Raw genomic sequence first — 22,293 nt, forward strand, 5'->3', positions numbered from 1 at the left:
CGGCTCAGGGGCCACGCGGGGGCCGATCGGAGCGCGCATCCCGGACGCGCTGGCCCTCGGCGGCGACGAGCTGCTCGCGGAGCGCCCGCCGCTCGGGCTCGCCGATGGGCGACGCGGTGGTCGAGCCGTCGCGGAGCGCCACCGAGTAGACGGACTCGCGCGGCAGGAGGTCGAGGAGCGCGGGGCTCTCGGTCGTGAGCAGGAGGTGGCGCTGGGCGGAGGCGCCGCGCAGGTACTCGACGAGCGCCGGCAGCGCGCCGCGGTCGACGCCCGCGTCGGGGTGCTCGAAGCCGGCGAGCACGAGCGGCGGCTCCTGCGAGAGCGCGGTGACCATGGCCGCGAGCCGGAGCGTCGCGTCCGGCTCGTCCGTGGCCGCGCGCCAGCGCTCGCGGCCGCCGTCGTCGACGCCGTGGCGCAGCTCCGGGACGAGGAACCCGCCGGACGAGAGCGCGCGGGCGCCGTCGACGTCGCCGAGCACCTGGGACAGGCTGGCGAGGAACTGCTCGCTCCAGCGCTCCTTCTCGAGCGCGCGGAGGACGGAGCCCCAGTTCTCGCCGCTCGCGCGGAGGCGGCGGGAGGCGCTGATCTTCTGGGGCGAGCGGAGGGGGCGCGGCGCGAGGGAGTAGAGGACCGCGCGGCGCAGCTCGTCGCGCATCGGGGTGAGCGGTCCATCGGAGAGCAGCGGCAGGACGAGCCTGGCGCCGCTCACGGCGATGGGGGCGACGCCGCGGTAGGCGAGCGTGCCGCTGCGGCCCTTGTCCTTGCGCGAGAACCCCTTCGGGCTGCCCTTCAGCCGGTCGAAGGAGACCTCGGGCGGGTCGCTGCCGGCGTCGAAGACGTCGCGGAGGCCCGGCTTGACGAGCCGGGTGAGGGCGCTGCGCTGCCACCACGCGGCCGTCTCGCTCTTCACGCGCGTCTCGCCCTCCCGGTCGCCGGGCGCGAGCTGCACGAGCCAGAACCCGTGGCCCTCGGTCCTGGAGACGGCGACGCCGAGGGTGGTGACCGCGCCGCTGTCGCGGGGGCGCTGCAGCGCGCCGCCGCCGCGGCGGCTGGCCGCCGCCTGCTCGAGCGCCCCGTTGGCGCACTCGGCGAGGAACCGCACGGCATCGAGGAGGCCCCCCTTCCCCGCGCCGGGCGGGCCGACGAGCGCGGTCAGCGCGCCGAGCGTGAGCTCGATGCCGGGCCCGATGCTGCCGTAGTTGCTGACGTAGACGTGGGTGATCATCGCGGCGCGGTGACCCGGATCGAGTACCTCCACGCCGCCGCCCGGAGGGCGACACAAAGGTGGGAGAGGCCGAGAGCGCCCAGCTGCGACAGCGCAGCGCCCTTCCGGGATGTCCGACGCCCGATCACGACCATGCCCTCCCCGCGCTCGACGCCCACGCCGGTGCACCAATCCATCGGAGGATGGCTTCCTCCTAGGCCGGTCGCGGTGCCGCTTCGGTCACGAGCTTACACGAAGCGGATTCGTGTCGATCTACCCACGCGGGATGCGCGGGACGTCGAGCCATCTGGGTGTTGGCTGACAGTTCACGGCATTCGCGCCAAGCCGATCTTCAGCGCCTCCCCCTCAACGGGCGCGTCCGTTTCGCTGACTTCCTCCTCGAGGGCACCGCCCACCACGAGCTCCGCGGCGAGCGATTCTGCCATGATCAGGGCCCGCGACGCCTCGGCGACGCGGCACACGCGCTGGCTGCCCCGGATGGCGAGGCGGATCCTATCGGTGAAGTCCAGGCCCGCGCCCTTCCTGGCCGCTTGCACGCGCGAGAGGATCTCCCGGCCGAGCCCCTCGTCGCGGAGCGCGTCCGTGAGCGCCGTGTGCAGCACGACGACCCCCGCGCGGCCGCCGGCCGCCGCGAACCCCTCGCCCGCCTCCACGGCGACCTCGATCTCCTCGGGGCCGAGCTCGACCTGCTCGCCGTCGAGCGCGATCGCGATCTTGCCCTCGGTCGCCAGCGCCGCGCGCAGCGCCGACGCGTCCGCCTTCGCGAGGACCTGCTTCGCGAGCTGCACCTTCTTGCCGAGCTTCGGCCCGAGCGCGCGGAAGTTCGGCTTGAGCACGTAACGGACCGCGCTCCCCTCCTCGCCGGGCTTCAGGAAGCGCACCTCGTGCACGTTGAGCTCCTCGGCGATGAGCGGCACGTGCTCGGCGAGCGCCGCCGCGAGCCCCTGCTGCGACAGCACGACGTCCGCGCGCGCGAGCGGCTGCCGCACCTTGAGCTTGTTCGCCGTGCGCACCTGCAGCCCGAGCGAGACGAGCTCGCGCACCGCGCGCATCTCGACCGCGAGCGGCTCGTCCACCGCGGCCTGGTCCGCCTCCGGGAAGGCCACGAGGTGCACGCTCTCCGGCTGCGACGCGGGCCACGGCCGCCGCACCAGGTTCTGGTACATGGCCTCGGCGAGGAACGGCGTGAACGGCGCGCTCAGCTTGGCGATCGCGACGAGCACCTCGTACAGCGTGAAGTACGCGTCGCGCTTGTCCTGGGCCGCCCGCACGGCGCCCGGCGCGACGTCGAGCGGATCCGCCGCCGTGGGGGCCCAGAAGCGCGCCCGGCTCCGGCGGACGTACCAGTTCGACAGCGCGTCCACGAGGTCGACCAGCCGCTGCGCGGCCTCGTACAGGCGGTACTCGTCGAGGTGCGCCGTCACCTCCCGCGTCGAGAGCGCGAGCTCCGAGAGGATCCACCGGTCGAGGAGCGACCGCTCCTTCGCCGGCCGGTAGCCGGCGCTCGCCGCGAGCGCCGCGGGCGACGTGCCCGTCGCGCCGGGGTTCCCCTCCGCGGGCGAGAAGCCGTCGATGTTCGCGTAGATGGTGAAGAACGAGTAGACGTTCCGGAGCTTGACCGCGAACTCCTTCTGGAGGGCGCGCACGTTCGTGAGCGAGTGGCGCGTGTTCGTCCACGGCGGGGAAGACGCGTAGAAGAACCACCGGAACGCGTCGGCCCCCGGCGCGGAGGTCGACGGGTCCTCGATGGTGACGCGCTCGGCCTGATCGAGCCGCGGCACGTCGTTCGGCATCACCGAGAGCGCCCCCTGCCCGGGCGTGAGGCCCAGCCTGTCGAGATCGGCCTCGGAGAGCGCGACGATCCGCCGCGGCATCCCCTTCTGCGGCCGGAGCTCCATGGCGATCGGCTGCGCCTCGCGATCGGCGCGGTACATGCGCACCTTCGCGGCGTCGCCCGTCAGGTCGAGCCCCTCGTAGTCCTCGCGCGCGATGAGCGCGACCCCGTCCTTCGGCTGCGCTCCCTTCACCTCGGCGGCCCGCACCGCGGCGAACTCCATCCGGACGCGCTCGAGGATGACCTCGGGCGGCGTGTAGTTGCCCTTCGACTTGCTCTCCTTCTTGCCCTCGCGGTCGCAGACGTGCCCGAGCACGACGCACGTCTTGTACGGGTGCGGGTAGCTCCGGAGCCGCGACAGCCCGAGCTTCTCCTGCGTCGCCTCGTCGAACACCAGCGTCGAGACCATCAGGAGCGAGTAGAACCAGCCGCGCGTCTGGTCGATCGCCTCGCTGATGAAGTCCGCCGGGAACGCGCGATCGAACAGCTCCTTCGAGCCCGGGGCGTGCGGGTAGCCCCACTGCGCGAACGGCATGCTCCCGCTGTCGAACCACGCGTCGATGACCTCGGTCACGCGGCGCATCTCGCCGCCGCACGTGGGACAGGGGAACGTCACCCGGTCGATCCACGGCTTGTGGACGATGAGGTGGTCGTTCAGGCTCGGATCGGCCTTCTTCGCCTCGTGGAAGTGGTCGAAGGCGCGCGGGTTCAGCGCCTCGATCTCGGCGACCGACGCCGGGGCGAGCTGGTGATCCTCGCTGTTCGCGCAGATCCAGACGTTGAGCGGCGTCCCCCAGTACCGCTCGCGCGAGAGCGCCCAGTCGACGTTGTTGGCGAGGAAGTCGCCGAAGCGCCCCTCCTGGATGTGGGGCGGCATCCAGTGGATCGCGCGGTTGTTGGCGATCGCCTTGTCGATGTTCTCGCGCGTCCTGATGTACCAGGCGGGCCGCGCGAGCTGGATCAGCGGATCGTCGTCGGCGCGCCAGCAGAACGGGTAGTCGTGGCGGTACTTCTCGTCGTGGACGAGCAGCCCGCGGGCCGCGAGATCCTTGAGGATGAGCGGGTCGGCGTCCTTCACCCACAGGCCCGAGAACGGCGTGAGCCCCGGCTCGAACGTGCCGTCCGGCCGCACCGCGCACAGGATCGGCACCTCGCCCGCGGCGCCCGGCTCGGCGAGCTCGGCGACGCGCCGCTTGTGGGCGTTGAAGTCGTCCTCGCCGAACGCGGGCGCGATGTGGACGACGCCGGTGCCGGAGTCGAGCGTGACGAAGTCGGCGCCGATCACGACCCAGTAGAGCGGCTCCTCCTTGCCGTCCTTCCGCCGCAGGCTGGCGCCCTCGAGCGACCTCGAGAAGCTGTCGAACGGCGGCCGGTACCGCTTCCCGATGAGCTCGCTCCCCTTGAGCTCGCGGAGCACGGGGAGGTCGCGCTTGAACTTCTTCGCGAGCTCCTCGCGCAGCGCCGCGGCGACGATGAGCTTCCGCGCCACCGGCGCCGCCCCGCCGCCAGCGCCCGCCGACGCCCCCGCGTCCACGACGACGTAGTCGAACTCGGGCCGCACGGCGGCGTAGCCGTTCGAGGGCAAGGTCCACGGGGTGGTCGTCCAGGCGCAGAGCGCGGTGTCCGGCTCGTCCACGAGCGGGAACGCCACGAACACGCTCGGGTCGTCCACGGTCTTGTAGTTCCAGCCGACCTCGGCCGCGCTGAGCGCCGTCCCCCCCTGCGGCCACCACCAGCAGACGCGGTGGCCGCGGTAGAGCAGCCCCTTCTTGTGCAGCTGCGAGAGCGCCCACCAGACGCTCTCGACGTAGCTCCGGTGGTAGGTGACGTAGGCGCTGTCGAGGTCGACCCAGAAGCCGATCTTGTCGGTCAGGCCCTCCCACGCCTCGGTGTACCGGAAGACAGAGTCGATGCAGCGCGAGATGAACGGCTCGACGCCGTAGCGCTCGATGTCGGCCTTGCCGTGGATGCGCAGCTCCTTCTCGACCTCGACCTCGACCGGCAGCCCGTGGGTGTCCCAGCCGGCCTTCCGCGGGACGTCGTAGCCGCGCATCGTCTTGTAGCGGGGGAAGACGTCCTTCACGGCGCGCGTGAGCACGTGGCCGTTGTGCGGCATGCCGTTGGCGGTCGGCGGGCCCTCGTAGAAGACGAACGTGCCCTTGGACGGGCCGGTGGCGCGGGTCTCGGCGCGGAGCGTCTTCTCGAAGATGCGGTGCTGCTTCCAGAAGGCGAGGATCTTCGCCTCGTCGGCGGGGAAGTTCAGCTCGGTCGCCACCTTGTCGAACAGGGGCTCGTGCGGGCCGTCGGTCGGTTTCTTCGAGGACGCTTCGGACATGGCCCGGCCTAGTAGCAAGGCGGATTGCCAGCGTCGAGGGAGGCGCTCGGGCCGGGGCTTTCGCGCGCCGGGTGCGGAGGGTGATACGCTCGATGCATGAGCGCGCAGCACCCGCTATTTCCAGGCAACACGCCCGAGGTCGAGGCCACGTTCCAGGCCGTGCCGGAAGAGATGGTCGCCGAGATCCTCGACGGGGAGCTGCACACATTCCCGCGGCCGGCGCGGCCGCATACCCGCACCGCGTCGCGTTTGAACGTGAGGCTTGGGGGTCCGTTCGATCTGGATCCAGGTGGACCTGGCGGCTGGGTCATCCTCGTAGAGCCCGAGCTCCACCTCGGCCCGAGGCCCGACAAGGTCGTCCCCGATCTCGCCGGCTGGCGCCGCGAGCGCATGCCCGACGCGCTCGGGCCCGAGGACGCGCCCGCGCACTACGACCTCGCGCCCGACTGGATCTGCGAGGTGATCTCCCCGCGCACCGAGCGCGTCGACCGCGGCAAGAAGATGCGGATCTACCGCCGCGAAGGGGTCCGCCACGCCTGGCTGATCAACCCGGTCGCGCAGACGCTCGAGGTGTACCGGCTCGACGACGGCCGGTGGTCGCTGCTCGACACGTACGAAGGCGACGAGGCCGTGCGGGCCGAGCCGTTCGACGCGATCGAGCTGCCGCTCGCCGACCTCTGGGCCAGGTAAAGACGTCCGCCGCGCGGCCCCTCGTCGGCGGGGAAGCTCCGCTCGGTCGCCACCTTGAGGCGCGGGGGCGCGAGCGGGAGGAGTGATAGGCTGGCGGCATGAGCGCACAGCACCCGCTGCTCCCGGGCAACGCCCCCGAGGTGGAGGCCGCGTTCCAGGCCGCGCCGGAGGAGATGGTCGCCGAGATCCTCGACGGGGAGCTGCACACGTTCCCACGGCCGGGGCGGCCGCACACGCGTACGGCGTCGCTCCTGGGCGGAAGCCTCACGGGCCCCTTCGATCGCGGGAGAGGCGGACCTGGCGGCTGGGTCATCCTCGACGAGCCCGAGCTCCACCTCGGACCGAGGCCCGACAAGGTCGTCCCCGATCTCGCCGGCTGGCGTCGCGAGCGCATGTCCGACCCGCTCGGCCCGGAGGACGCGCCCGCGCACTACGACCTCGCGCCCGACTGGGTGTGCGAGGTGATCTCCCCGCGCACCGAGCGCGTCGACCGCGGCAAGAAGATGCGGATCTACCGCCGCGAAGGGGTCCGCCACGCCTGGCTGATCAACCCGGTCGCGCAGACGCTCGAGGTGTACCGGCTCGACGACGGCCGGTGGTCGCTGCTCGACACGTACGAAGGCGACGAGGCCGTGCGGGCCGAGCCGTTCGACGCGATCGAGCTGCCGCTCGCCGACCTCTGGGCGAGGTGAGGACGTCCGCCGCGCGGCCCGGCTCCGTGGGCGCGGCGGCGGGAGCAGGCGAGGTCACCCCCCGAGCGGCGCCGGCAGCGCGCCGCCGAAGTCGGCGCGGATCGCGGCCACCCCGTCCGCGCCCGCCGCGAGGCAGGCCGGCGCCGAGCCCGCGTCCACGCCGCCGAGGGCGATCAGCGCGACGCCGCGCGACGCGGCCGCGAGGCGGGCCCGCGCCTCGCCCAGCGCCGCGAGCCCGAGGGGCGGGCCCTTGCCGGGCGTCGCGAAGATCGGCGACAGCACGGCCGCGTCTGCCCCGGCCTCCGCCGCGCGGAGCACCTCGTCCACGCCGTGGCAGGCGACCGAGACGAAGACGCCGGCGCCGAGCAGGGCGCGCGCGTCCGCCACCGCGACCGAGCGGCGGCCGAGGTGCACGCCGTCCGCGCCCAGCAGCAGCGCGAGATCCAGGCGGTCGTTGACGACGAACGAGGCGCCGATCGCGGCGGTGGCGTCGCGCAGCCGCCGGCCGAGCGCGTGGAGCGCCGCGCCGGAGAGCTCGGGGTCGCGGAGCTGCACCGCCACGCGGGCGCGGGCCTCGGGGGGCAGGGCGCCGAACGCCGAGAGCCGCGCGAGCAGGGCCGGCTCCGGCACGTCCGCCGTCTGCGTGATCAGGGTCAACCGCGGGGTGAGCATGGCCGTCCTCCTGCGCCGACGCGCGGCGCGTCAGCGGTCTCCGCCGCCCGGGGCGCGGTCCCCTCCCGGAGCGCCCGGCTCGCCGAGCGCCTCGAGGTCCTGCCGCGCCATCCGGGCGAACCGGCTCGAAGGATACCGCTCGACGAGGAAGCGCAAGGTGTCGGCCTGGGCGCGGCGATCGCCGTTCGCCTTGAAGCGCTCGGCCAGGCCGTACAGGGCCTCGCTCGGATCCTCGTACTGGCGATGATCCGGGTCGACGTCGCTCGCGCACTGGTAAGGCGCCCGCGCGACGGCGGCGAAGATCACGAGCGGGCCCAGGGCCGCGCGGATGCCGGGGAGCACGGGCGCCATTCGCCGATGAACGCGCGCGAGCGTCAAGAGGACGCCGCGCCGGGAACCGCCGCCACCGCCGCGGAGGCCGCGCCGCGAGCCGCCGCCACCGCCCAGGCGAGCCGTCAGCTCAGGGGAGCGCCCGTCCGCGCGGCGCCGTTCTCGATCCCGCCCTTCGGGCCCGGGACGCTGAAGGCCGCGTCGCCGAGGTCCTGCCCGCCCGCGCTCGGCCGGCGGGCGCTGCGCACCGCGCGCAGGAGCGTGTCGTGGAGGGCGCGCGCGCTGTCGTCCCAGTCGCGCCCGCCGGCGAGCTCCGCGACCCGCGCCGGGTCGTACTCGTGCCGCGCGGCGCGCAGCAGCGCGTCCGCGAGCGCGCCCTTGTCCCCCGGCGGGATGAGCTCGCCGAGCTCCGGGCTGTGGAGGATGTCGGGGATGCCCCCCACGCTCGTCCCCACTACGCGGCGCCCCGAGGCGAGCGCCTCCAGCACGACGTTGGGCGTCCCCTCGTGCAGGCTCGGGAGCACGAGGGCGTCCGAGGCCCCGAGCCACAGCGACACCTGGTCGTGCGGCAGGTAGCCGGTCACCGTCAGCCGGCCGCCCAGCCGGGCGGCGGCGGCCTTGCACGCCTGCTCCTCGGCGCCGCTGCCCACGAGCGTGAGCTCGAGGTCCGGGTGCGCGGGCGCGAGCCGCTCGAACGCCTCGACCAGATCGAGCACCCCCTTGTCCCGGTTCAGGTGGCCGACGAAGACGAACATCTTCGATGCAGGCGACCGGCCGAGCGCCGCGCGCGACTCGGCGCGGCTGCGCGGCTGGAACAGCTTCGCGTCGACGCCGTTCATGACGATGTCGATGCGATCGCGCGGCACGCCGAGCGCCGCCACCCCGTCCGCGAGCTTGCGGCTGACCGCCACCACCCGGGTCGCGCGCGTGAGGCCCCAGCTGAGCGGCCGCCGCAGCCGCGCGTCGCGCGGGATCACGTCGATGTCCGAGCCGTGCACCTTGATGACGACCGGCACCCGGAGCAGCCGACCGAGGCACACGGCGGCGAAGCCGTCCGGGTAGGCGAACGCCCCGACGATCACGTCGGGCGACGGGCCGCGCCCGACGAGCTCCGGGAGCATCGACGCCGCGTACAGCGGGCCGTTCAGGGCCGGCGCGACCCTCGGCACGTAGAGATAGCGCGGGTGCCGGACCGGGAGCCCGTCGATGACCTCCTCGCGCGGCGCGCTGGCGCCGACAGGCCACTTCGAGAGCCGCTCGATGCCAGGGAACCACGGGATCGTCGCGAGCACCCGAACGTCGCAGTAACGCGACAGCGCGGCGAACTGCCGACGATTGTACGGCGCCTCGTCCGGGTGTACCGCGTTCGGGAAAATCTTCGTGATAAGCAAAACACGCATCCGCCGCAAGAGCTCCTCCTGTCTGAATCGATCCGAGGCAGCGAGCGCGCCGGCAACAGGGGCTTTGGTGCCGGCGCTGGTTCGAGGCGTCTCGTTAGGTCGCGTTGGTCTCGTCGGGTCTCGTCGCGTCTCGTCGGGTCTCGTCGCGTCTCGTCGCGTCCCGGTCAGGCTTGTTGAGGCTCGCTCGGCCTCGTTTCAAGCTCGGTCGGTCTCGCTCAACCTCGTATTCAGCACCGGTCCCTGGCTCGTTCCCCCGGACCTCTGCGCCCGCGGCGAGGCCTCCCCGCCGCGCCGCCGGGCGACGAGCTCGTCGAAGAGCCGCACGTGCGCGTCGACCATCGCCTCCAGGCTGAACTGCTCGGCGAACTTCGCGGGGCCGCGCGTGCGCGCGCGCTCGCGGAGCTCCGCGTCGCGGGCGACCCGCGAGAGGTGCTCGACAAGCGCGCCCGGGTCCTTCGGCGGGACGAGGAACCCGTCGACCCCGTGCTCGATGATCTCGGGGACGCCGCCGACGCGGCTCGCCACGATCGGCTTGCCGAGCGCGAGCGCCTCGAGCAGGGCGAGCGGCAGCCCCTCCCAGAGCGACGGGAGCACGTAGGCGTCGAACGCGGAGACGAGCTCGGGGACGTCCGAGCGATACCCGGGGAAGAGCATCCGGTCGCCGAGCCCCGCGTCCCTGGCGCGCTGCTGGAGCTCCCCCCGGAGCGGGCCGTCGCCCGCGACGACGAAGCGCGCCTCCGGGGCGCGCCGCAGCACCTCCGGCGCCGCCTCGATGAGGTAGCGGAGCCCCTTCTGCTCGATGTGCACCACCGCGCACCCGAACACGAACTCCTGCTCGCCGATGCCGAGCTCCGCGCGGATGCGCCCCTGCTGGCCGCTCGTCAGGGCCCGGGCGAAGCGCGTCCCGTCGATGCCGTTGTGGATGACCCGGACCGGCGCGCGGACCTTCACGTCGTCGACGAGGATGCGCTTCAGGTCGTGCGAGACCGCGACCATCTCGTCGGCGAGGTAGGCGTAGTAGCCGAATTTGCGCCGGTCGAACCCCTTCGCCCGGTTGATCTGGTTGTGCTCCGAGTAGACGACCAGCGGCCGATTCCGGAGCAGGCGCGCCGCGAGGCCGGCGAAGATGAGCGGAGCCCGGTTGTGGACGTGGACGATATCCACGGAGCGCTGGTGGAAGAAGCGCCGGATCCAGAGGATCGCCTCGGGATCGCTCTTGAGGCCGGGCAGCACCGGCCGGAGATCCTTCGTGATCACGAGGCACTTGGAGCGGGGCAGCTTCACCTCCGAGAAGAGCCGCCCCTCGCCGTCGAGGCAGATCAGCGAGAGATCGAAGCCCTGATCGCCGAGCCGATCGAGGAGGCTCAGCACCACCTTCTCGAGCCCGCCGACCTCGAGGTTGTTCACGACCATGCAGACGTTGGGCTTGCTCATATTCTCCTGAGCGGACCGTCAGGTCGCCGCGGTCGTCCTCGGAGCGCCCCGTCGCGTCACGACAGAGGTGTCGACCGTGCGATGAGCGTTCCGTGTCATTCTGACTCAGGGCTGTGAGCGTATCATGACCCCGGCGTGCTGTTCGTTTGACTTCGCACATCGGGACGCCGCGCCGCGCTCCCCGCAGCGCGCCGCGCTCCCCCGCAGCGCGCTCTCCCGTAGCGCGCCGCGCCCCGCCGCGCGCTGAGCCCGCCGCCCGCTGCGCAGCGGCGCGCCCCCCGCCGCGCGCTCCTACAGCCCGGCGATCTTGCCGTGCTCCGGCGACGACGCCGTCGCGTAGAGCTTCTTCGGCATCCGCCCCGCGAGGTAGGCCATTCGCCCGGCCCTCACCGCGTCCCGCATCGCCTGCGCCATCAGGATCGGATCCCGCGCGCCCGCGATGGCCGTGTTCATCAACACCCCATCACACCCGAGCTCCATCGCCACCGCGGCGTCGCTCGCCGTCCCGACGCCCGCGTCCACGATCACCGGCACCTTCGCCGTCTCGCGGATGATCATCAGGTTGTACGGGTTCCGGATGCCGAGCCCGCTGCCGATCGGCGCGGCAAGGGGCATCACGGCCGCGCACCCGATGTCCTCCAGCTTCCGGCAGACGATCGGGTCATCCATGCAGTAAGGCAGCACCGTGAAGCCCTCCTTGACCAGGATCTTCGCCGCCTCCAGCGTCGCCTCGTTGTCCGGGAACAGCGTCCGTTCGTCGCCGATGACCTCGAGCTTCACGAGGTCCGACAGCCCGAGCTCGCGCGCGAGCCGGCAGGTGCGGACCGCGTCCTCGACGGTGGTGCAGCCCGCCGTGTTCGGCAGGATCGTGACGCGCCCCTGCTGGAGCAGCGACATCATCGACCCCTCGCCCCGCTCCTTCAGGTTCACGCGGCGGAGGGCCACCGTGACCACCTCCGCGCCGGACGCCTCGAGCGCGCGACGGGTCTCCTCCAGGTCCTTGTACTTGCCCGTCCCCACGAAGAGGCGGGAAGTGAACGTGTGTCTGCCGATCGTCAACGCGTCGCTCGTCATCGCAGGCTCCTCGGTCTCGACCCAGACGATCTAGCTAGTCGGACCGGGACACAGGGTCCAGCACGACCGCGCCGCGGGCTTCGGGCGTGCCCCGCTCGCCAGCATGGTATCGTTGCCCCTATGTCTCCCAGAGCCTTGCTCATAGCCCTCCTCTTCGCGTTGCCACCCGCGGTCACCCTCGCGCCCGGGGGCGACGCCGACCCAGCAGCCGGGGTGAGCCCCGGCGCGCTCCTGTCCGGCCCGCGCGCCGCGCAGGCGGCCGTCTCCATCCAGCTCTCGCTGGACGAGCTCGTCGCCGCCGCCTCGTACGTCGTGGTCGCGACCGCGACCGAGCAGCACAGCAGGTGGGAGGAGCTCGGCGGGTCCGAGAGGATCGTGACGTATACCCGCCTGTCGATCGACCGCACCGTGGCCGGGCAGCCCGACGCCGACGTGTGGGTGAGGACCCTCGGGGGCATCGTCGGGGACGTCGGACAGCACGTGGCCGGCGACGCGCAGCTCAGGATCGGCGCGCAGGCGATGATCTTCGTGTCCCGGGCCAGCTCCGCGCTCGTCGTGTCCGGGATGGCCCAGGGCCACTACCCCATCGTCGACGCCGAGGAGACGCGGCGGATCGCCGGCGCGCCGCGCATCGCCGTGCGGCGGCTGGCCGCGAGCCCGTCCAGCGGGACCGTCCTGGCCCGGCCCGGCCCGGCGATCTCGGCGCGCGAGCAGCTCGTCGGCGCGACGGTCGACGCGGCCATCGACGCGGTGAGCCGCGCCTGGAAGGCGAAGCATGCGCAGAAGTGATCTCGCGCCCGCCCGGCGCGGCGCGCGCGCCCGCGCCGTCGCCTCGTTCACGCTCGTCGCCGCGGCGCTCGCCCTCCCCCGGGCCGCCCTGGCCTACTGCCGCACCAGCGTCTGTCCCGAGACCCAGTCGACCGCGGCCGTCTGCAACCCGCAGCAGGCGACCGACTGCGGCATCCCCCTCGCCTGGCCCTCGCCGTGCGTCAGCTACTCGCTCCAGGAAGACGCCTCGGACCAGGTGACGCTCGCGGAGGCCGAGGCGATCTTCGAGCAGGCCTTCGCCACGTGGACCGCGGCCGACTGCGGCGGCGGGACGAGCCCCCGCATGGAGGTCACCTACCTCGGCCCGATCTCGTGCGACGCGCACGAGTACAACCAGCGCAAGGGGAACGCGAACATCATCACGTTCCGGGACGACGGGTGGCCGTACGGCAGCGGCGGGAACACCCTCGCGCTCACGACCGTCACCTACAACCTCAAGAACGGCGAGATCTACGACGCCGACATGGAGATCAACTCGTTCGACGTGACGCTCTCGATGGACGACGACGACGTCTCGTTCGACCTCCTGAGCATCGCCACGCACGAGGCCGGCCACTTCCTCGGGCTCTCGCACTCGGCCGAGGTCACCGCGACCATGTACGCCGACTACCGGCCGGAGAGCACGATCCTCCGCGACCTCGACGACGACGACCGCGCGGGGATCTGCTCGGTGTACCCGCCCGGGGAGCCGGTCGAGGCGTGCGACCCCACGCCGCGCCACGGCTTCTCCGACCTGTGCGCCAAAGATCAGCCCGCCCCGGAGGAGAGCGGCGGCTGCGCCGCGGCCCCGTCGTCGCCAGGCGGCGGAGGCGGCGGCGGGCTCCTCGCCGCGGCGGCCGCGTCGCTCGGCGCGCTCGCGCGGGCGCGGCGCGGCAGGGCAGCGCGCCCGCGCCGGGAGAGGGCCCGCTGAGCCAGGCTCCCCCCGTCCTCGTCGAGCGCGAAGGCGATCTCGCCCGGGTGGTCGAGCGCGCGGCGCGCGCCGACGCGCTCGCGGTCGACGTGGAGGCCAACGGGCTGTTCGCGTACCGCCCGCGGCTCTGCACCGTCCAGCTCGCCTTCCGCGAGGGCGACGGCGTCGCGGTCGCGGTCGTCGACGCGCTCCGCGCGCCGGTCGCGCCGCTCGCGCCGCTCCTCGGGGCCGCGGGGCCTCCCAAGGTGCTGCACGACCTCACCTTCGACGCGCGCATGCTCGCCGAGGCGGGCGCGCCGCTCGCCGGCGTGCGCGACACCTCGGTCGCCGCGCGCATGCTGGGGCGCGCGGCGACGGGGCTCGCGGCGCTCGTCTCCGTGGAGCTCGGCGTGAAGCTCGACAAGCAGCTCCAGCAGCACGACTGGGGGCGCAGGCCGCTCGCGGACGCCGAGCTGCGCTACCTGGCCGACGACGTGCTCCACCTGCTCCCGCTCGACGCGCGGCTCGCGGAGCACGTTCGCGCGCTCGGGATCGAGGACGAGATCGCGGAGGAGTGCGCCTACAAGCTGGCGAGCGCCCTCGGCCCGCCGCGCGATCCGCGGCCGGCGTACGCGCGCATCAAGGGGGCCCAGGCGCTCGACCCGGAGGGCCGCGCGATCCTCCGGCGGCTCGTCCTGGCGCGCGAGGCCGCCGCCGAGGAGGCCGACCTGCCCGCCTTCAAGATCGTCGCCGGCGAGGTGCTCCTCGAGCTCGCGCAGCGGAGGCCGACCCGGGCCGACGACGTGCGCGCCGTCCGCGGGGCCGCGGCGGGCCGCGCGGGGGGCCTCGTCGCCGCGTGGCTCCGCGCGATCGAGCAGGGGCGCGGCGACGGCGACGTGCCGGAGGACGAGCGCGCCCTCTTCGCGCAGACCCGCCCGTCCCGGCGGGAGATCGCCGTCCGGCGCGCGATGGAGACCCGGATCGCCGCGTGGCGCAGGGCCGAGGCGAAGGCGCGGCAGGTCGACGAGCAGGTCGTGCTGCCAGGCCACTGCGCGCAGGATCTCGTGGAGATCGCGCTCGCGGGGGGCCGCGCCGGCGGCGGCGCGGTCGCCGACGCGATCGCGCGCATCCCGGGGCTCGGCGCGCGCCGGCTCGCGCGCTACGGCGCCGCGCTCGCGGCGCTCGTGACCGCGGCGCTGGCGAGCGAGCCGCCCGCCGCGGCGGTGTAGCTGCGAGCGCGTGTACGCGCCGCGGCGTACGCGCCGCAGCGTAAGCTGGCGCGCCGCGCGTTCGGCGCGCACGTCGCGGCGCGCTGCACGGTGCACGCGCGTCCGTCGACGGTCGTCCGCGCGCGCGACGCCCCGTACGCAGGCGGGCCGGCCGGTCGTCCACGCGCCCGCCGCCCGGTCGACAGACGCGCCGCGCGGTGGAATAGCAGGGGCCCATGCCCTGGAACGATCATCCCAAGGGTTCGAAGCGACTCCGCCTTTTGCCGGCGGCGAAGTGGTGGATCCGCGCCGCGCTCGCCTTCGCGCTCGTCTTCGGGTGCGTCCTCCTGGGAGCGAGCGCCGGCGAGCTGTCCCCGCCGCCTCCCCCCTCGGCGCCCCCGGCGGCGCCGAGCGCCGAGGCCGGCGTCGATCCCGAGACGATCCCGGTCGCCCCCGACTCGCCGCGGGCCTCGGTGCGCGCCTTCTTCGAGCTGTGTCGCGCGGGCGAGTACACCGAGGCCGCGCGCTTCCTCGATCTGCCGCCGAAGGCGGACGGCGCGGCGCTCGCGCAGAAGCTCAAGGCGGTGCTCGATCGGCACATCTGGGTCGACCTGGAGACGATCTCGCCGCACGCGCAGGGGGACACGCAGGACAACCTCGGGGCCGGCGTGGAGCAGATCGCCAAGATCCCGACCCGGACCGGGTACCAGCCGGTGCGCCTGGTGCGGCGCACGACCCCGGACGGCGTGCGCTGGATCTTCTCGCGCGCGACCGTGGAGCGCGTCGACGACTGGTACGCGCGGCTCGAAGATCGCTGGCTGCGCGACCACCTGCCGCCGGCGCTCTTGCGCCCGGGGCCGCGCGAGCTGCTCTGGTGGCAGTGGCTCGCGCTGCCGGTCTTCGCGCTCGCCGGCTGGCTCGTCGGCGCGGTCCTGAGCTTCGCCCTCCGCGCCTTGCTCCGCCGCCTCGTCGTCCGGACGGAGTCCCCGCTCGACGACGCGCTCCTCGAGGGCACGCGCGGCCCGCTCACGTTCGCGGCGGCGCTGCTCGCCATCGAGATCGCGCTCCCGTGGCTCGGGCTCTACGCGCCGGCCGAGGCGTTCCTCGACAAGGTGGTGCGCGCCGGCGTCTTCGTCGCCGTCTTCTGGTTCGCCCTCCGCGCGATCGACGCCGTCGGCGGCCGCCTGCTCGCCGCCCCCGCGACGCGCGACAACCCCGCGGCGCGCTCGCTCGTGCCGCTCATGGGGCGGATCGCGAAGGTCGCGATCGTGATCGTCGGCGCGATCGCCGTGCTGTCCGAGCTCGGCTACCCGGTGGCGAGCCTCATCGCCGGCCTCGGCATCGGCGGCGTCGCGCTCGCCCTCGCCGCGCAGAAGACGGTGGAGAACCTCTTCGGCTCGGTCTCGATCGGCATCGATCGGCCGTTCCAGGTCGGCGATTTCGTGAAGGTGGACGCGCTGCTCGGCACGGTCGAGACCATCGGCCTCCGCTCGACCCGGATCCGCACGCTCGACCGGACGATCGTCACGATCCCGAACGGCAAGCTCGCCGATCTCCAGATCGAGTCGTACACGGCGCGCGACCGGATGCGCCTCGCCTGCGTGCTGGGCCTCGTCCACGAGACCACGCCCGAGCAGCTCCGCGCGATCATCGAGGGGTGCGAGCGCGCGCTGCGCGCGCACCCGAAGATCTGGCCCGACGACGTCGTGGTGCGCTTCGTCGGCGTCGGCCCCTCGTCGCTCGACGTCGAGGTGATGGCGTGGTTCCAGACGACGGACTTCGGCGAGTTCCGGACGATGCGTCAGGAGATGCTGATCACCTTCCTGGAGCTCATCGCCTCGGCCGGGTCGCGGCTCGCGCACCCGACGCAGACGCTGCACGTCGCGACGCGCGGCGGGGAGCGCCCGCGGCCCGAGGCGGCCGACGGCGGCGGCCCGGCTAACGGGCGGCGGGAGCCGCGGCCGGCGCCATCGGCTGGAGCCCCGCCTTCTCGATGAGCGCGCGGTCCTCGTCCGGGCCCGGGTTCGGGGTCGTGAGCAGCTTGTCTCCGTAGAAGATCGAGTTCGCCCCCGCGTACATGCAGAGCAGCTGCGCCTCGCGCGAGAGCTCCGTCCGGCCGGCGGACAGGCGCACCATCGCGCGCGGCATCATGAGCCGCGCGACGGCGATCATCCGGATGAACTCGACCGGGTCCACGGGCGGCAGGCTCTCCAGCGGGGTGCCCGGCGAGCGCACGAGGGCGTTGATCGGCACGCTCTCCGGGTGCGGGTCGAGGCGCGCGAGCTCGACGAGCATCTCGCAGCGGTCGGCGATCGACTCGCCCATGCCGATGATGCCGCCCGAGCAGACGGTGATGCCGGCGCGCCGGACGTTGCGCAGGGTGACGAGCCGCTCGTCGTACGTGCGCGTCGAGATGATCGATTTGTAGGCCTTCCGCGACGTGTCGAGGTTGTGGTTGTACGCGTCGAGGCCGGCCTCTTTGAGGCGGCGCGCCTGGTCGTCGGTGAGCATGCCGAGGGTGCAGCACGCCTCGAGGCCGAGCGCCTTCACGCCGCGCACCATGTCGAGGACGCGCTCGAAGGCGGGGCCTTCCTTCACCTCGCGCCACGCGGCGCCCATGCAGAACCTCGTCGAGCCGCCCGCGCGGGCGCGCTCTGCGGCCGCGAGGACCGCGCCGACGTCGAGCATGCGCTCCGGCCCGACCTCGGTCTCGTAGTGGCTCGACTGCGGGCAGTAGGCGCAGTCCTCGGGGCAGCCGCCCGTCTTGACGCTGAGCAGGGTGCAGAGCTGCACCTCGTGCTCGCCGTGGAACGCGCGGTGGACCGAGCGCGCGCGGTCGATCAGCTCGAAGAGCGGGAGATCGTGCAGGGCGACCGCCTGCTCGACCGTCCAGTCGTGGCGGACCCCGCCCGCCGCCGGGGCGCTCCCGTTCGGTTCCTTGCGCCCACCGTTGTGCCCCGCCGCGTCCCGTTCGATCCCGTCGAGCATGGGCTCCGCTCATACCCAGGCTTGGGTCGCCGCTGCAAGCGAGGCGCGACGGAGGCGCCGGGGGTGCGCTGCGAAGGAGGGGGGCGAGCCCCGCGAAGGAGGCGTGGCGGCGGAGATGGCGGCGCCGCCGCCGTGGGGGGCAGCGCCGCCGCCGCGGGGGTGGAGCGCGCCGGCGCGGCTGCGAGGGCGCTTGGTGGGCGGAGGAGCGCTTCCGGCGCGGCAACGAAGCCTTCCGGCGCGGCAACGAAGCCTTCCGGCGCCGGCGCGAAGGCTTCCGTCGCGGGCCGGAAGCTTCCGGCGCGGAGCGGGAGGTCTGATTTGCCGGGGATCTGGCCCTCCGGCGCACGACGGAGGCCGTCGAGGGCGGGGCCGGCACCGCCAAGTACGCGAAATGTCGTGCTCGGGAGCGCGGCGAAGGGCTTCGTTTCCGTGACGGAAGCTTCCGGAGCGCGACGGAAGCCTTCGCGCCGGCGCACGAAGGTCTCGGGGGCGCGCCGCGTGCCGCGATTCCTGTGCGGGAGCGCTTCGCCGGGGGCGCGGCCGCCTCGCCCGCGGGTGCGGCGGCCTTCGGCAAGCAGCCGTATGCGACGTCGTGGTCAGGAAGGTGCGTGACCAGCTCGCGAACGCGAAAGGCGCTGAAGGACCTGGATGGAGACGTGGCCCGGGTCGAGCCCATCTTGGAGCAGGGCGCGAAGTTTGATGAGCCGAACATCGCGGTTCGGGACGGCGATCCGTTCAACTGGAAGACGGGCGAGACACTGACCCCGATAGATTCGTCATCATCCCTCTTCCCTCTCCCGTCTTCCCTCTTCGTGCGCGTGCGCGGGTAGTGCTCAAATTTGCCTCGAGAGAGCTCACATGAAGGCGGGAAGGCAGGAAGATGATTGATCTTTTCTTCCCGCCTTCCCGCCTTCATGTTCAATTTTGAGCACTGCGCGTGCGCGTGCGCGTGCGCGTTCCCGTGCTCGCTCCGGTCCGTGCACGAGCGAGGACGGACACGCGCACGCCCACGAAGAGGAGCACGGGAGACGGGGGACGGGGGACGGGGGACGGAAGACGGATTCCGACGAAGAACCGCAGCCCGCCCTGTCGACTACAGCGCCGTCACCGCCTTCGCCGTCTCCTTCGCGATCGCCCCCTGGCCGACGAGCTGCCGCAGGTGCGCCTCGAAGGTCTGCATGCCGTACGGCGTGACCCCCTTCTCCATCAGCTCGCGCAGCGACGAGCTCCCCTCCGGGCGGCGGATCGCCTCGCGCACCGCGGCCGTCGCGACCAGCACCTCGGAGGCCAGGACCTCCCCCGCGCCGTCGCGGCGGGGCAAGAGGCGCTGCGCGACCGCGCCCTGGAAGCAGTCGGCCAGCCGATCGCGCACCTCGCTCGGGCTCTTGCCGAGCGCCACCAGCCGACCGAGCGTGCGCGCGACGTCCGGCGTGTGCACCGCCGCGAGCACGAGGTGCCCGGTCTCGGCGGCGTGCAGCGCGAGCTCGAGCGACTCGCCGTCGCGCAGCGCGCTGAGCATCACGACGTCCGGGTCCTGCCGCAGCGCCGAGCGCAGCGCGGTCGGGAAATCCGACGTGTCGACGCCGATCTCGCGCTGGCTGATGCTGGAGCGGTTGTCCTCGTGCACGTGCTCGATCGGGTCCTCGAGGGTCACGATGTGCCGCGGCAAGGTCGCGTTGATCTGCGCGACGAACGCCGCGAGCGTCGTGCTCTTGCCGCTGCCCGCCGTGCCCGCGACGAGGATGAGGCCGTGGTCGTGCTCCACCATCGCCCGCACGGCCGAGGGCACGCCCAGCTCCTCGAAGGTCGGGATCTTGAGGGGGATGCTGCGCAGGACGATCGCGAGCGAGCCGCGCTGGCGGTAGATGTTGACCCGGAACCGGCCGAGCCCCGGGACGACATACGCGGTGTCGAGCTCCTGGAGCGTGGCGAGCAGCTCGCGCGAAGGCCTGCCCGCGAGCAGCACGCGCGCCGCGGCCTCGCTGTCCTCGGGCCGGATCCGGTCGACCCGGAAGTAGACCATGTCGCCGCGCACCCGCGCGCCCGGCGGCTGACCGACCTTCAGGTGGATGTCGCTGGCGTGGGCGGCAAGCGCCTTGCCGAGGAGCTGATGGATGAAGGCCTCGGAGGTGTACGGCGTCGTCACGGGGGGGAAGGTACCAAAAGGGACCCCAACCGGCCCAAAGCGCGGCGGGATGATCCAGCGGCGCGGGCGCCGCGCTGGACGGTGGTGGACCGATTTGCCCCGGAGCGATCCCCATGAAGGCGGGAAGACAGGAAGATCATTGGTCTTTCTTCCCGCCTTCCCGCCTTCGTGTGCAAATCCGGCCACCGCCCGCTGGACGGCCGCGCGGACGCCGCGCTTAACGGCCGCGCGGACGCCGCGCTGGACGGCCGTACGGGGCGCCGATGGGCGCGCAGCCGCGCCGGACGTCAGGGCCGCGGCGCCTGGGCCCCCGCGGAGCCCGCGTCGGGCCCCGCCGGATCCAGATCCGCGGGAATGTCGCGAGGGTCGACGAGCCCCTTCTCGGCGAGGGCGCGCGCCGCCGAGATCGCGAGCGCGCGCTGCTCCGCGGGGAGGCCGCGCCTGCCCGACAGCTCGACCAGCGCCGCGGCCGCGGCGCGGACCCCGTCCGGGTCGAGCGGCTCGCGCGGGCGCGGCGGGCGACCGGCGATCCCGAGCAGCGCCTCGAGCAGGGGCGTCAGCGACGGACCGGACGCCGCGCGGGCGCGCTCGGCGAGCGGCGCGAGCGCGAGATCGGCGTCGTCCGCGTACGGCAGCGCGCCCAGGGCCGTGAGCGCGATGTCGCCGCCGTCCTCCAGCCCGGCGAGGAGCCCCGTCGCGCCCTCGGCCTCGGCGAGCCGGGCGCGCTCCAGCGGGTCGTCCCCGGCGGCGAGGCGCCAGCGCGGATCCGTGAGACGAGGGCTCGGCGGGCGCGGCGCCGCCGACAGCGAGGCAGCGGGCGAGGAGGCCGACGAGGAGGCGCTCGTGGAGATCGCGCGCTCGCCGCGGCACGCGAGGGGGCCGAGGACGGCGAGCGCGAGGGAGGCGACGAGGACCGGGCGCGCGAGGCGAAGCGACAGCGGCGCGACGAGCGCCGGGCGCGCGAGGCGAGGCGCCGGGGACGCGACGAGGGCCGCGCGCGGGCGGGCAGACGCGCGCCCGCCTGCCAGCGCGGCGGGGAGGCCTGCGCGTCCCCTCCCCCGCCTCACCGCTGCCCCCGCCTCACCGCTGCCTCACGGCTGCCTCACGGCTGATCGATGAGCGAGAGCGACCGCTTCGTGGGCGCGTTCTCGGGCTCCTGCCGATCCTGCCGCGCGTTGTACTCGTCGACCACGCGGTTGATGTGCATCGAGCAGAACTTCGGCCCGCACATCGAGCAGAACTCCGAGGTCTTGAAGTACTCCTGCGGGAGCGTCTCGTCGTGCATCGCCTGCGCCGTCTCCGGATCGAGCGAGAGCGCGAACTGCTTCTTCCAGTCGAAGGCGTAGCGGGCGCGGCTCAGCGCGTCGTCGCGATCCCGCGCGCCCGGGCGCTTGCGCGCCACGTCCGCGGCGTGCGCGGCGATCTTGTAGGCGATGAGGCCCTGCTTCACGTCCTCCGGGTTCGGCAGGCCGAGGTGCTCCTTCGGCGTCACGTAGCAGAGCATCGCGGCGCCCGCGAAGCCGGCCATCGTGGCGCCGATGCAGCTCGTGATGTGGTCGTAGCCGGGCGCGAAATCGGTGACGAGCGGGCCGAGCACGTAGAACGGCGCCTCGTGGCAGAGCTCCATCTCCTTCTGCACGTTCATCGCGATCTGATCGAACGGCACGTGCCCGGGGCCCTCGATCATGACCTGCACGTCCTTCTCCCAGGCGCGCTTCGTGAGCTCGCCGAGCGTCTTCAGCTCGGCGAACTGCGCCGCGTCGCTCGCGTCGTGGAGGCAGCCGGGGCGGAGGCCGTCGCCGGCCGAGATCGTGACGTCGTACTTGGCGCAGACCTCGAGCACCTTGTCCCAGTGCGTGTAGAACGGGTTCTGCTTGTGGTGCTCGATCATCCACTGCGCCATGATCGAGCCGCCGCGCGAGACGATGCCGGTGATGCGGCCCTTCACGAGCGGCAGGTGCTCGAGCAGCACGCCCGCGTGGATCGTGAAGTAATCGACCCCCTGCTTCGCCTGGTGCTCGAGCATGTCGATGAGGTCGTCGGCCGTCATCTTGGCCGTGCCCTTGCAAACCTCGAGCGCCTGGTAGATCGGCACCGTGCCGATCGGCACCGGGGAGTCGGCGATGATCGCCCGGCGGATGCCGTCGATGTCGCCGCCGGTCGACAGGTCCATCACGGTGTCGGCGCCGTACTTGACGGCGTAGCGCAGCTTCTCGAGCTCGCCGTTCACGTCGCTCGTGGTCTGGCTGTTCCCGATGTTCGCGTTCACCTTGCAGAGCGACGCGATGCCGATGCACATCGGCTCGAGGTTCAGGTGGTTCTTGTTGGCGGGGATGATCATCCGGCCGCGCGCGACCTCGCTGCGGATGAGCTCGGGCGCGAGGTTCTCACGGCGGGCGACGTACTCCATCTCCTCCGTGACGATGCCCTTCCGCGCGAAGTGCATCTGGCTCTGGTTGGGGCTCCCGGCGCGCTTGCTCACCCATTCGGTCCGCAACATCGACGACCTCGCTTTCGAGGTGGGCGGTGTAGGTCGCGACCGCGCGCG

General features: G+C 73.3%; 18 protein-coding genes. 7 read left to right on the forward strand and 11 right to left on the reverse strand.

All coding sequences use genetic code 11. The features are described from left to right. Nucleotides 1–4 precede the first annotated feature (4 nt). Nucleotides 5–1,258: an AAA family ATPase gene (locus WMF26_RS25565; protein ID WP_437994810.1), complete on the reverse strand. Its 1,254-nt coding sequence runs from the start codon at nt 1,256–1,258 to the stop codon at nt 5–7. Between the two features lie 272 nt (nt 1,259–1,530). Beyond that, nucleotides 1,531–5,394 (reverse strand): isoleucine--tRNA ligase, encoded by a 3,864-nt coding sequence (ileS, locus tag WMF26_RS25570; protein ID WP_437994811.1) that lies wholly within the window; start codon nt 5,392–5,394, stop codon nt 1,531–1,533. A 96-nt stretch (nt 5,395–5,490) separates the two neighbouring features. Between ileS and WMF26_RS25575 the strand changes: the two genes are divergently transcribed. After that, entirely contained in the window at nt 5,491–6,084 is a 594-nt protein-coding gene (locus WMF26_RS25575) for a Uma2 family endonuclease (protein ID WP_437994812.1), read from the forward strand. A gap of 98 nt (nt 6,085–6,182) precedes the next feature. Then, nucleotides 6,183–6,776 (forward strand): Uma2 family endonuclease, encoded by a 594-nt coding sequence (locus tag WMF26_RS25580; protein WP_437994813.1) that lies wholly within the window; start codon nt 6,183–6,185, stop codon nt 6,774–6,776. A gap of 54 nt (nt 6,777–6,830) precedes the next feature. Here WMF26_RS25580 and WMF26_RS25585 read toward each other — a convergent pair whose 3' ends face one another. From WMF26_RS25585 to WMF26_RS25605, 5 genes are all read right to left on the reverse strand, one after another. Further along, nucleotides 6,831–7,448: a thiamine phosphate synthase gene (locus WMF26_RS25585; protein ID WP_437932826.1), complete on the reverse strand. Its 618-nt coding sequence runs from the start codon at nt 7,446–7,448 to the stop codon at nt 6,831–6,833. A gap of 30 nt (nt 7,449–7,478) precedes the next feature. After that, nucleotides 7,479–7,799 carry a tetratricopeptide repeat protein gene (locus WMF26_RS25590; RefSeq protein WP_061621175.1) on the reverse strand — a complete coding sequence of 107 codons (321 nt, stop codon included), beginning with the start codon at nt 7,797–7,799 and terminating at the stop codon, nt 7,479–7,481. Between the two features lie 104 nt (nt 7,800–7,903). Then, nucleotides 7,904–9,178 (reverse strand): glycosyltransferase family 4 protein, encoded by a 1,275-nt coding sequence (locus tag WMF26_RS25595; protein WP_437994814.1) that lies wholly within the window; start codon nt 9,176–9,178, stop codon nt 7,904–7,906. A gap of 195 nt (nt 9,179–9,373) precedes the next feature. Next, a complete protein-coding gene (locus tag WMF26_RS25600) occupies nt 9,374–10,612 on the reverse strand; it encodes a glycosyltransferase (protein WP_437321907.1) in 1,239 nt (412 codons plus the stop codon). Nucleotides 10,613–10,903: 291 nt separating this feature from the next. Beyond that, complete coding sequence (locus WMF26_RS25605; RefSeq protein WP_061621915.1) at nt 10,904–11,686, reverse strand: thiazole synthase; 783 nt, start codon at nt 11,684–11,686, stop codon at nt 10,904–10,906. A 135-nt stretch (nt 11,687–11,821) separates the two neighbouring features. On the opposite strand from WMF26_RS25605, the gene WMF26_RS25610 reads away from it, so the two are divergent. The 4 genes from WMF26_RS25610 to WMF26_RS25625 all read left to right on the forward strand — a co-directional run bounded on the left by WMF26_RS25610 (nt 11,822) and on the right by WMF26_RS25625 (nt 16,608). Then, a complete protein-coding gene (locus tag WMF26_RS25610; RefSeq protein ID WP_437948830.1) occupies nt 11,822–12,475 on the forward strand; it encodes a hypothetical protein in 654 nt (217 codons plus the stop codon). Beyond that, on the forward strand, nt 12,462–13,424 hold the full coding sequence (locus tag WMF26_RS25615; RefSeq protein ID WP_437994815.1) for a matrixin family metalloprotease: 963 nt from the start codon (nt 12,462–12,464) through the stop codon (nt 13,422–13,424). The genes WMF26_RS25610 and WMF26_RS25615 overlap by 14 nt, the downstream gene beginning before the upstream one ends. After that, on the forward strand, nt 13,421–14,632 hold the full coding sequence (locus WMF26_RS25620) for an HRDC domain-containing protein (RefSeq protein ID WP_438002444.1): 1,212 nt from the start codon (nt 13,421–13,423) through the stop codon (nt 14,630–14,632). Before WMF26_RS25615 ends, WMF26_RS25620 begins: the two co-directional genes overlap by 4 nt. Before the next feature lie 215 nt (nt 14,633–14,847). Then, nucleotides 14,848–16,608, forward strand: coding sequence for a mechanosensitive ion channel family protein (locus tag WMF26_RS25625; protein WP_437994816.1), 1,761 nt, complete (start codon nt 14,848–14,850; stop codon nt 16,606–16,608). Here WMF26_RS25625 and bioB read toward each other — a convergent pair. Then, complete coding sequence (gene bioB / locus WMF26_RS25630) at nt 16,550–17,599, reverse strand: biotin synthase BioB (protein WP_437322282.1); 1,050 nt, start codon at nt 17,597–17,599, stop codon at nt 16,550–16,552. The two genes, WMF26_RS25625 and bioB, sit on opposite strands and share 59 nt — an antisense overlap. A gap of 608 nt (nt 17,600–18,207) precedes the next feature. Between bioB and WMF26_RS25635 the strand changes: the two genes are divergently transcribed. After that, nucleotides 18,208–18,429 (forward strand): hypothetical protein, encoded by a 222-nt coding sequence (locus tag WMF26_RS25635; protein WP_437994817.1) that lies wholly within the window; start codon nt 18,208–18,210, stop codon nt 18,427–18,429. 263 nt (nt 18,430–18,692) lie between these two features. On the opposite strand, the gene WMF26_RS25640 is transcribed toward WMF26_RS25635, so the two are convergent. The 3 genes from WMF26_RS25640 to thiC all read right to left on the reverse strand — a co-directional run bounded on the left by WMF26_RS25640 (nt 18,693) and on the right by thiC (nt 22,245). Continuing rightward, nucleotides 18,693–19,745, reverse strand: a complete 1,053-nt coding sequence (locus tag WMF26_RS25640) for a type IV pilus twitching motility protein PilT (RefSeq protein WP_061627595.1) — start codon at nt 19,743–19,745, stop codon at nt 18,693–18,695. A 287-nt stretch (nt 19,746–20,032) separates the two neighbouring features. Beyond that, nucleotides 20,033–20,812, reverse strand: a complete 780-nt coding sequence (locus WMF26_RS25645; protein WP_437994818.1) for a thiamine biosynthesis protein — start codon at nt 20,810–20,812, stop codon at nt 20,033–20,035. A 35-nt stretch (nt 20,813–20,847) separates the two neighbouring features. Further along, nucleotides 20,848–22,245 (reverse strand): phosphomethylpyrimidine synthase ThiC, encoded by a 1,398-nt coding sequence (thiC, locus tag WMF26_RS25650; RefSeq protein ID WP_061627330.1) that lies wholly within the window; start codon nt 22,243–22,245, stop codon nt 20,848–20,850. Nucleotides 22,246–22,293 lie beyond the last annotated feature (48 nt).

The sequence above is a fragment of the Sorangium sp. So ce185 genome (genome assembly GCF_051526825.1).
Lineage (GTDB): Bacteria > Myxococcota_A > Polyangia > Polyangiales > Polyangiaceae > Sorangium > Sorangium cellulosum_D.

What these genes read in the sequence shown, in the direction of transcription:
- ileS (WP_437994811.1), bottom strand. Translation starts at nt 5,394, where the DNA reads ATGTCCGAAGCGTCCTCGAAGAAACCGACCGACGGCCCGCACGAGCCC.
- WMF26_RS25575 (WP_437994812.1), top strand. Translation starts at nt 5,491, where the DNA reads ATGAGCGCGCAGCACCCGCTATTTCCAGGCAACACGCCCGAGGTCGAG.
- WMF26_RS25580 (WP_437994813.1), top strand. Translation starts at nt 6,183, where the DNA reads ATGAGCGCACAGCACCCGCTGCTCCCGGGCAACGCCCCCGAGGTGGAG.
- WMF26_RS25585 (WP_437932826.1), bottom strand. Translation starts at nt 7,448, where the DNA reads ATGCTCACCCCGCGGTTGACCCTGATCACGCAGACGGCGGACGTGCCG.
- WMF26_RS25590 (WP_061621175.1), bottom strand. Translation starts at nt 7,799, where the DNA reads ATGGCGCCCGTGCTCCCCGGCATCCGCGCGGCCCTGGGCCCGCTCGTG.
- WMF26_RS25595 (WP_437994814.1), bottom strand. Translation starts at nt 9,178, where the DNA reads ATGCGTGTTTTGCTTATCACGAAGATTTTCCCGAACGCGGTACACCCG.
- WMF26_RS25600 (WP_437321907.1), bottom strand. Translation starts at nt 10,612, where the DNA reads ATGAGCAAGCCCAACGTCTGCATGGTCGTGAACAACCTCGAGGTCGGC.
- WMF26_RS25605 (WP_061621915.1), bottom strand. Translation starts at nt 11,686, where the DNA reads ATGACGAGCGACGCGTTGACGATCGGCAGACACACGTTCACTTCCCGC.
- WMF26_RS25615 (WP_437994815.1), top strand. Translation starts at nt 12,462, where the DNA reads ATGCGCAGAAGTGATCTCGCGCCCGCCCGGCGCGGCGCGCGCGCCCGC.
- WMF26_RS25625 (WP_437994816.1), top strand. Translation starts at nt 14,848, where the DNA reads ATGCCCTGGAACGATCATCCCAAGGGTTCGAAGCGACTCCGCCTTTTG.
- bioB (WP_437322282.1), bottom strand. Translation starts at nt 17,599, where the DNA reads ATGCTCGACGGGATCGAACGGGACGCGGCGGGGCACAACGGTGGGCGC.
- thiC (WP_061627330.1), bottom strand. Translation starts at nt 22,245, where the DNA reads ATGTTGCGGACCGAATGGGTGAGCAAGCGCGCCGGGAGCCCCAACCAG.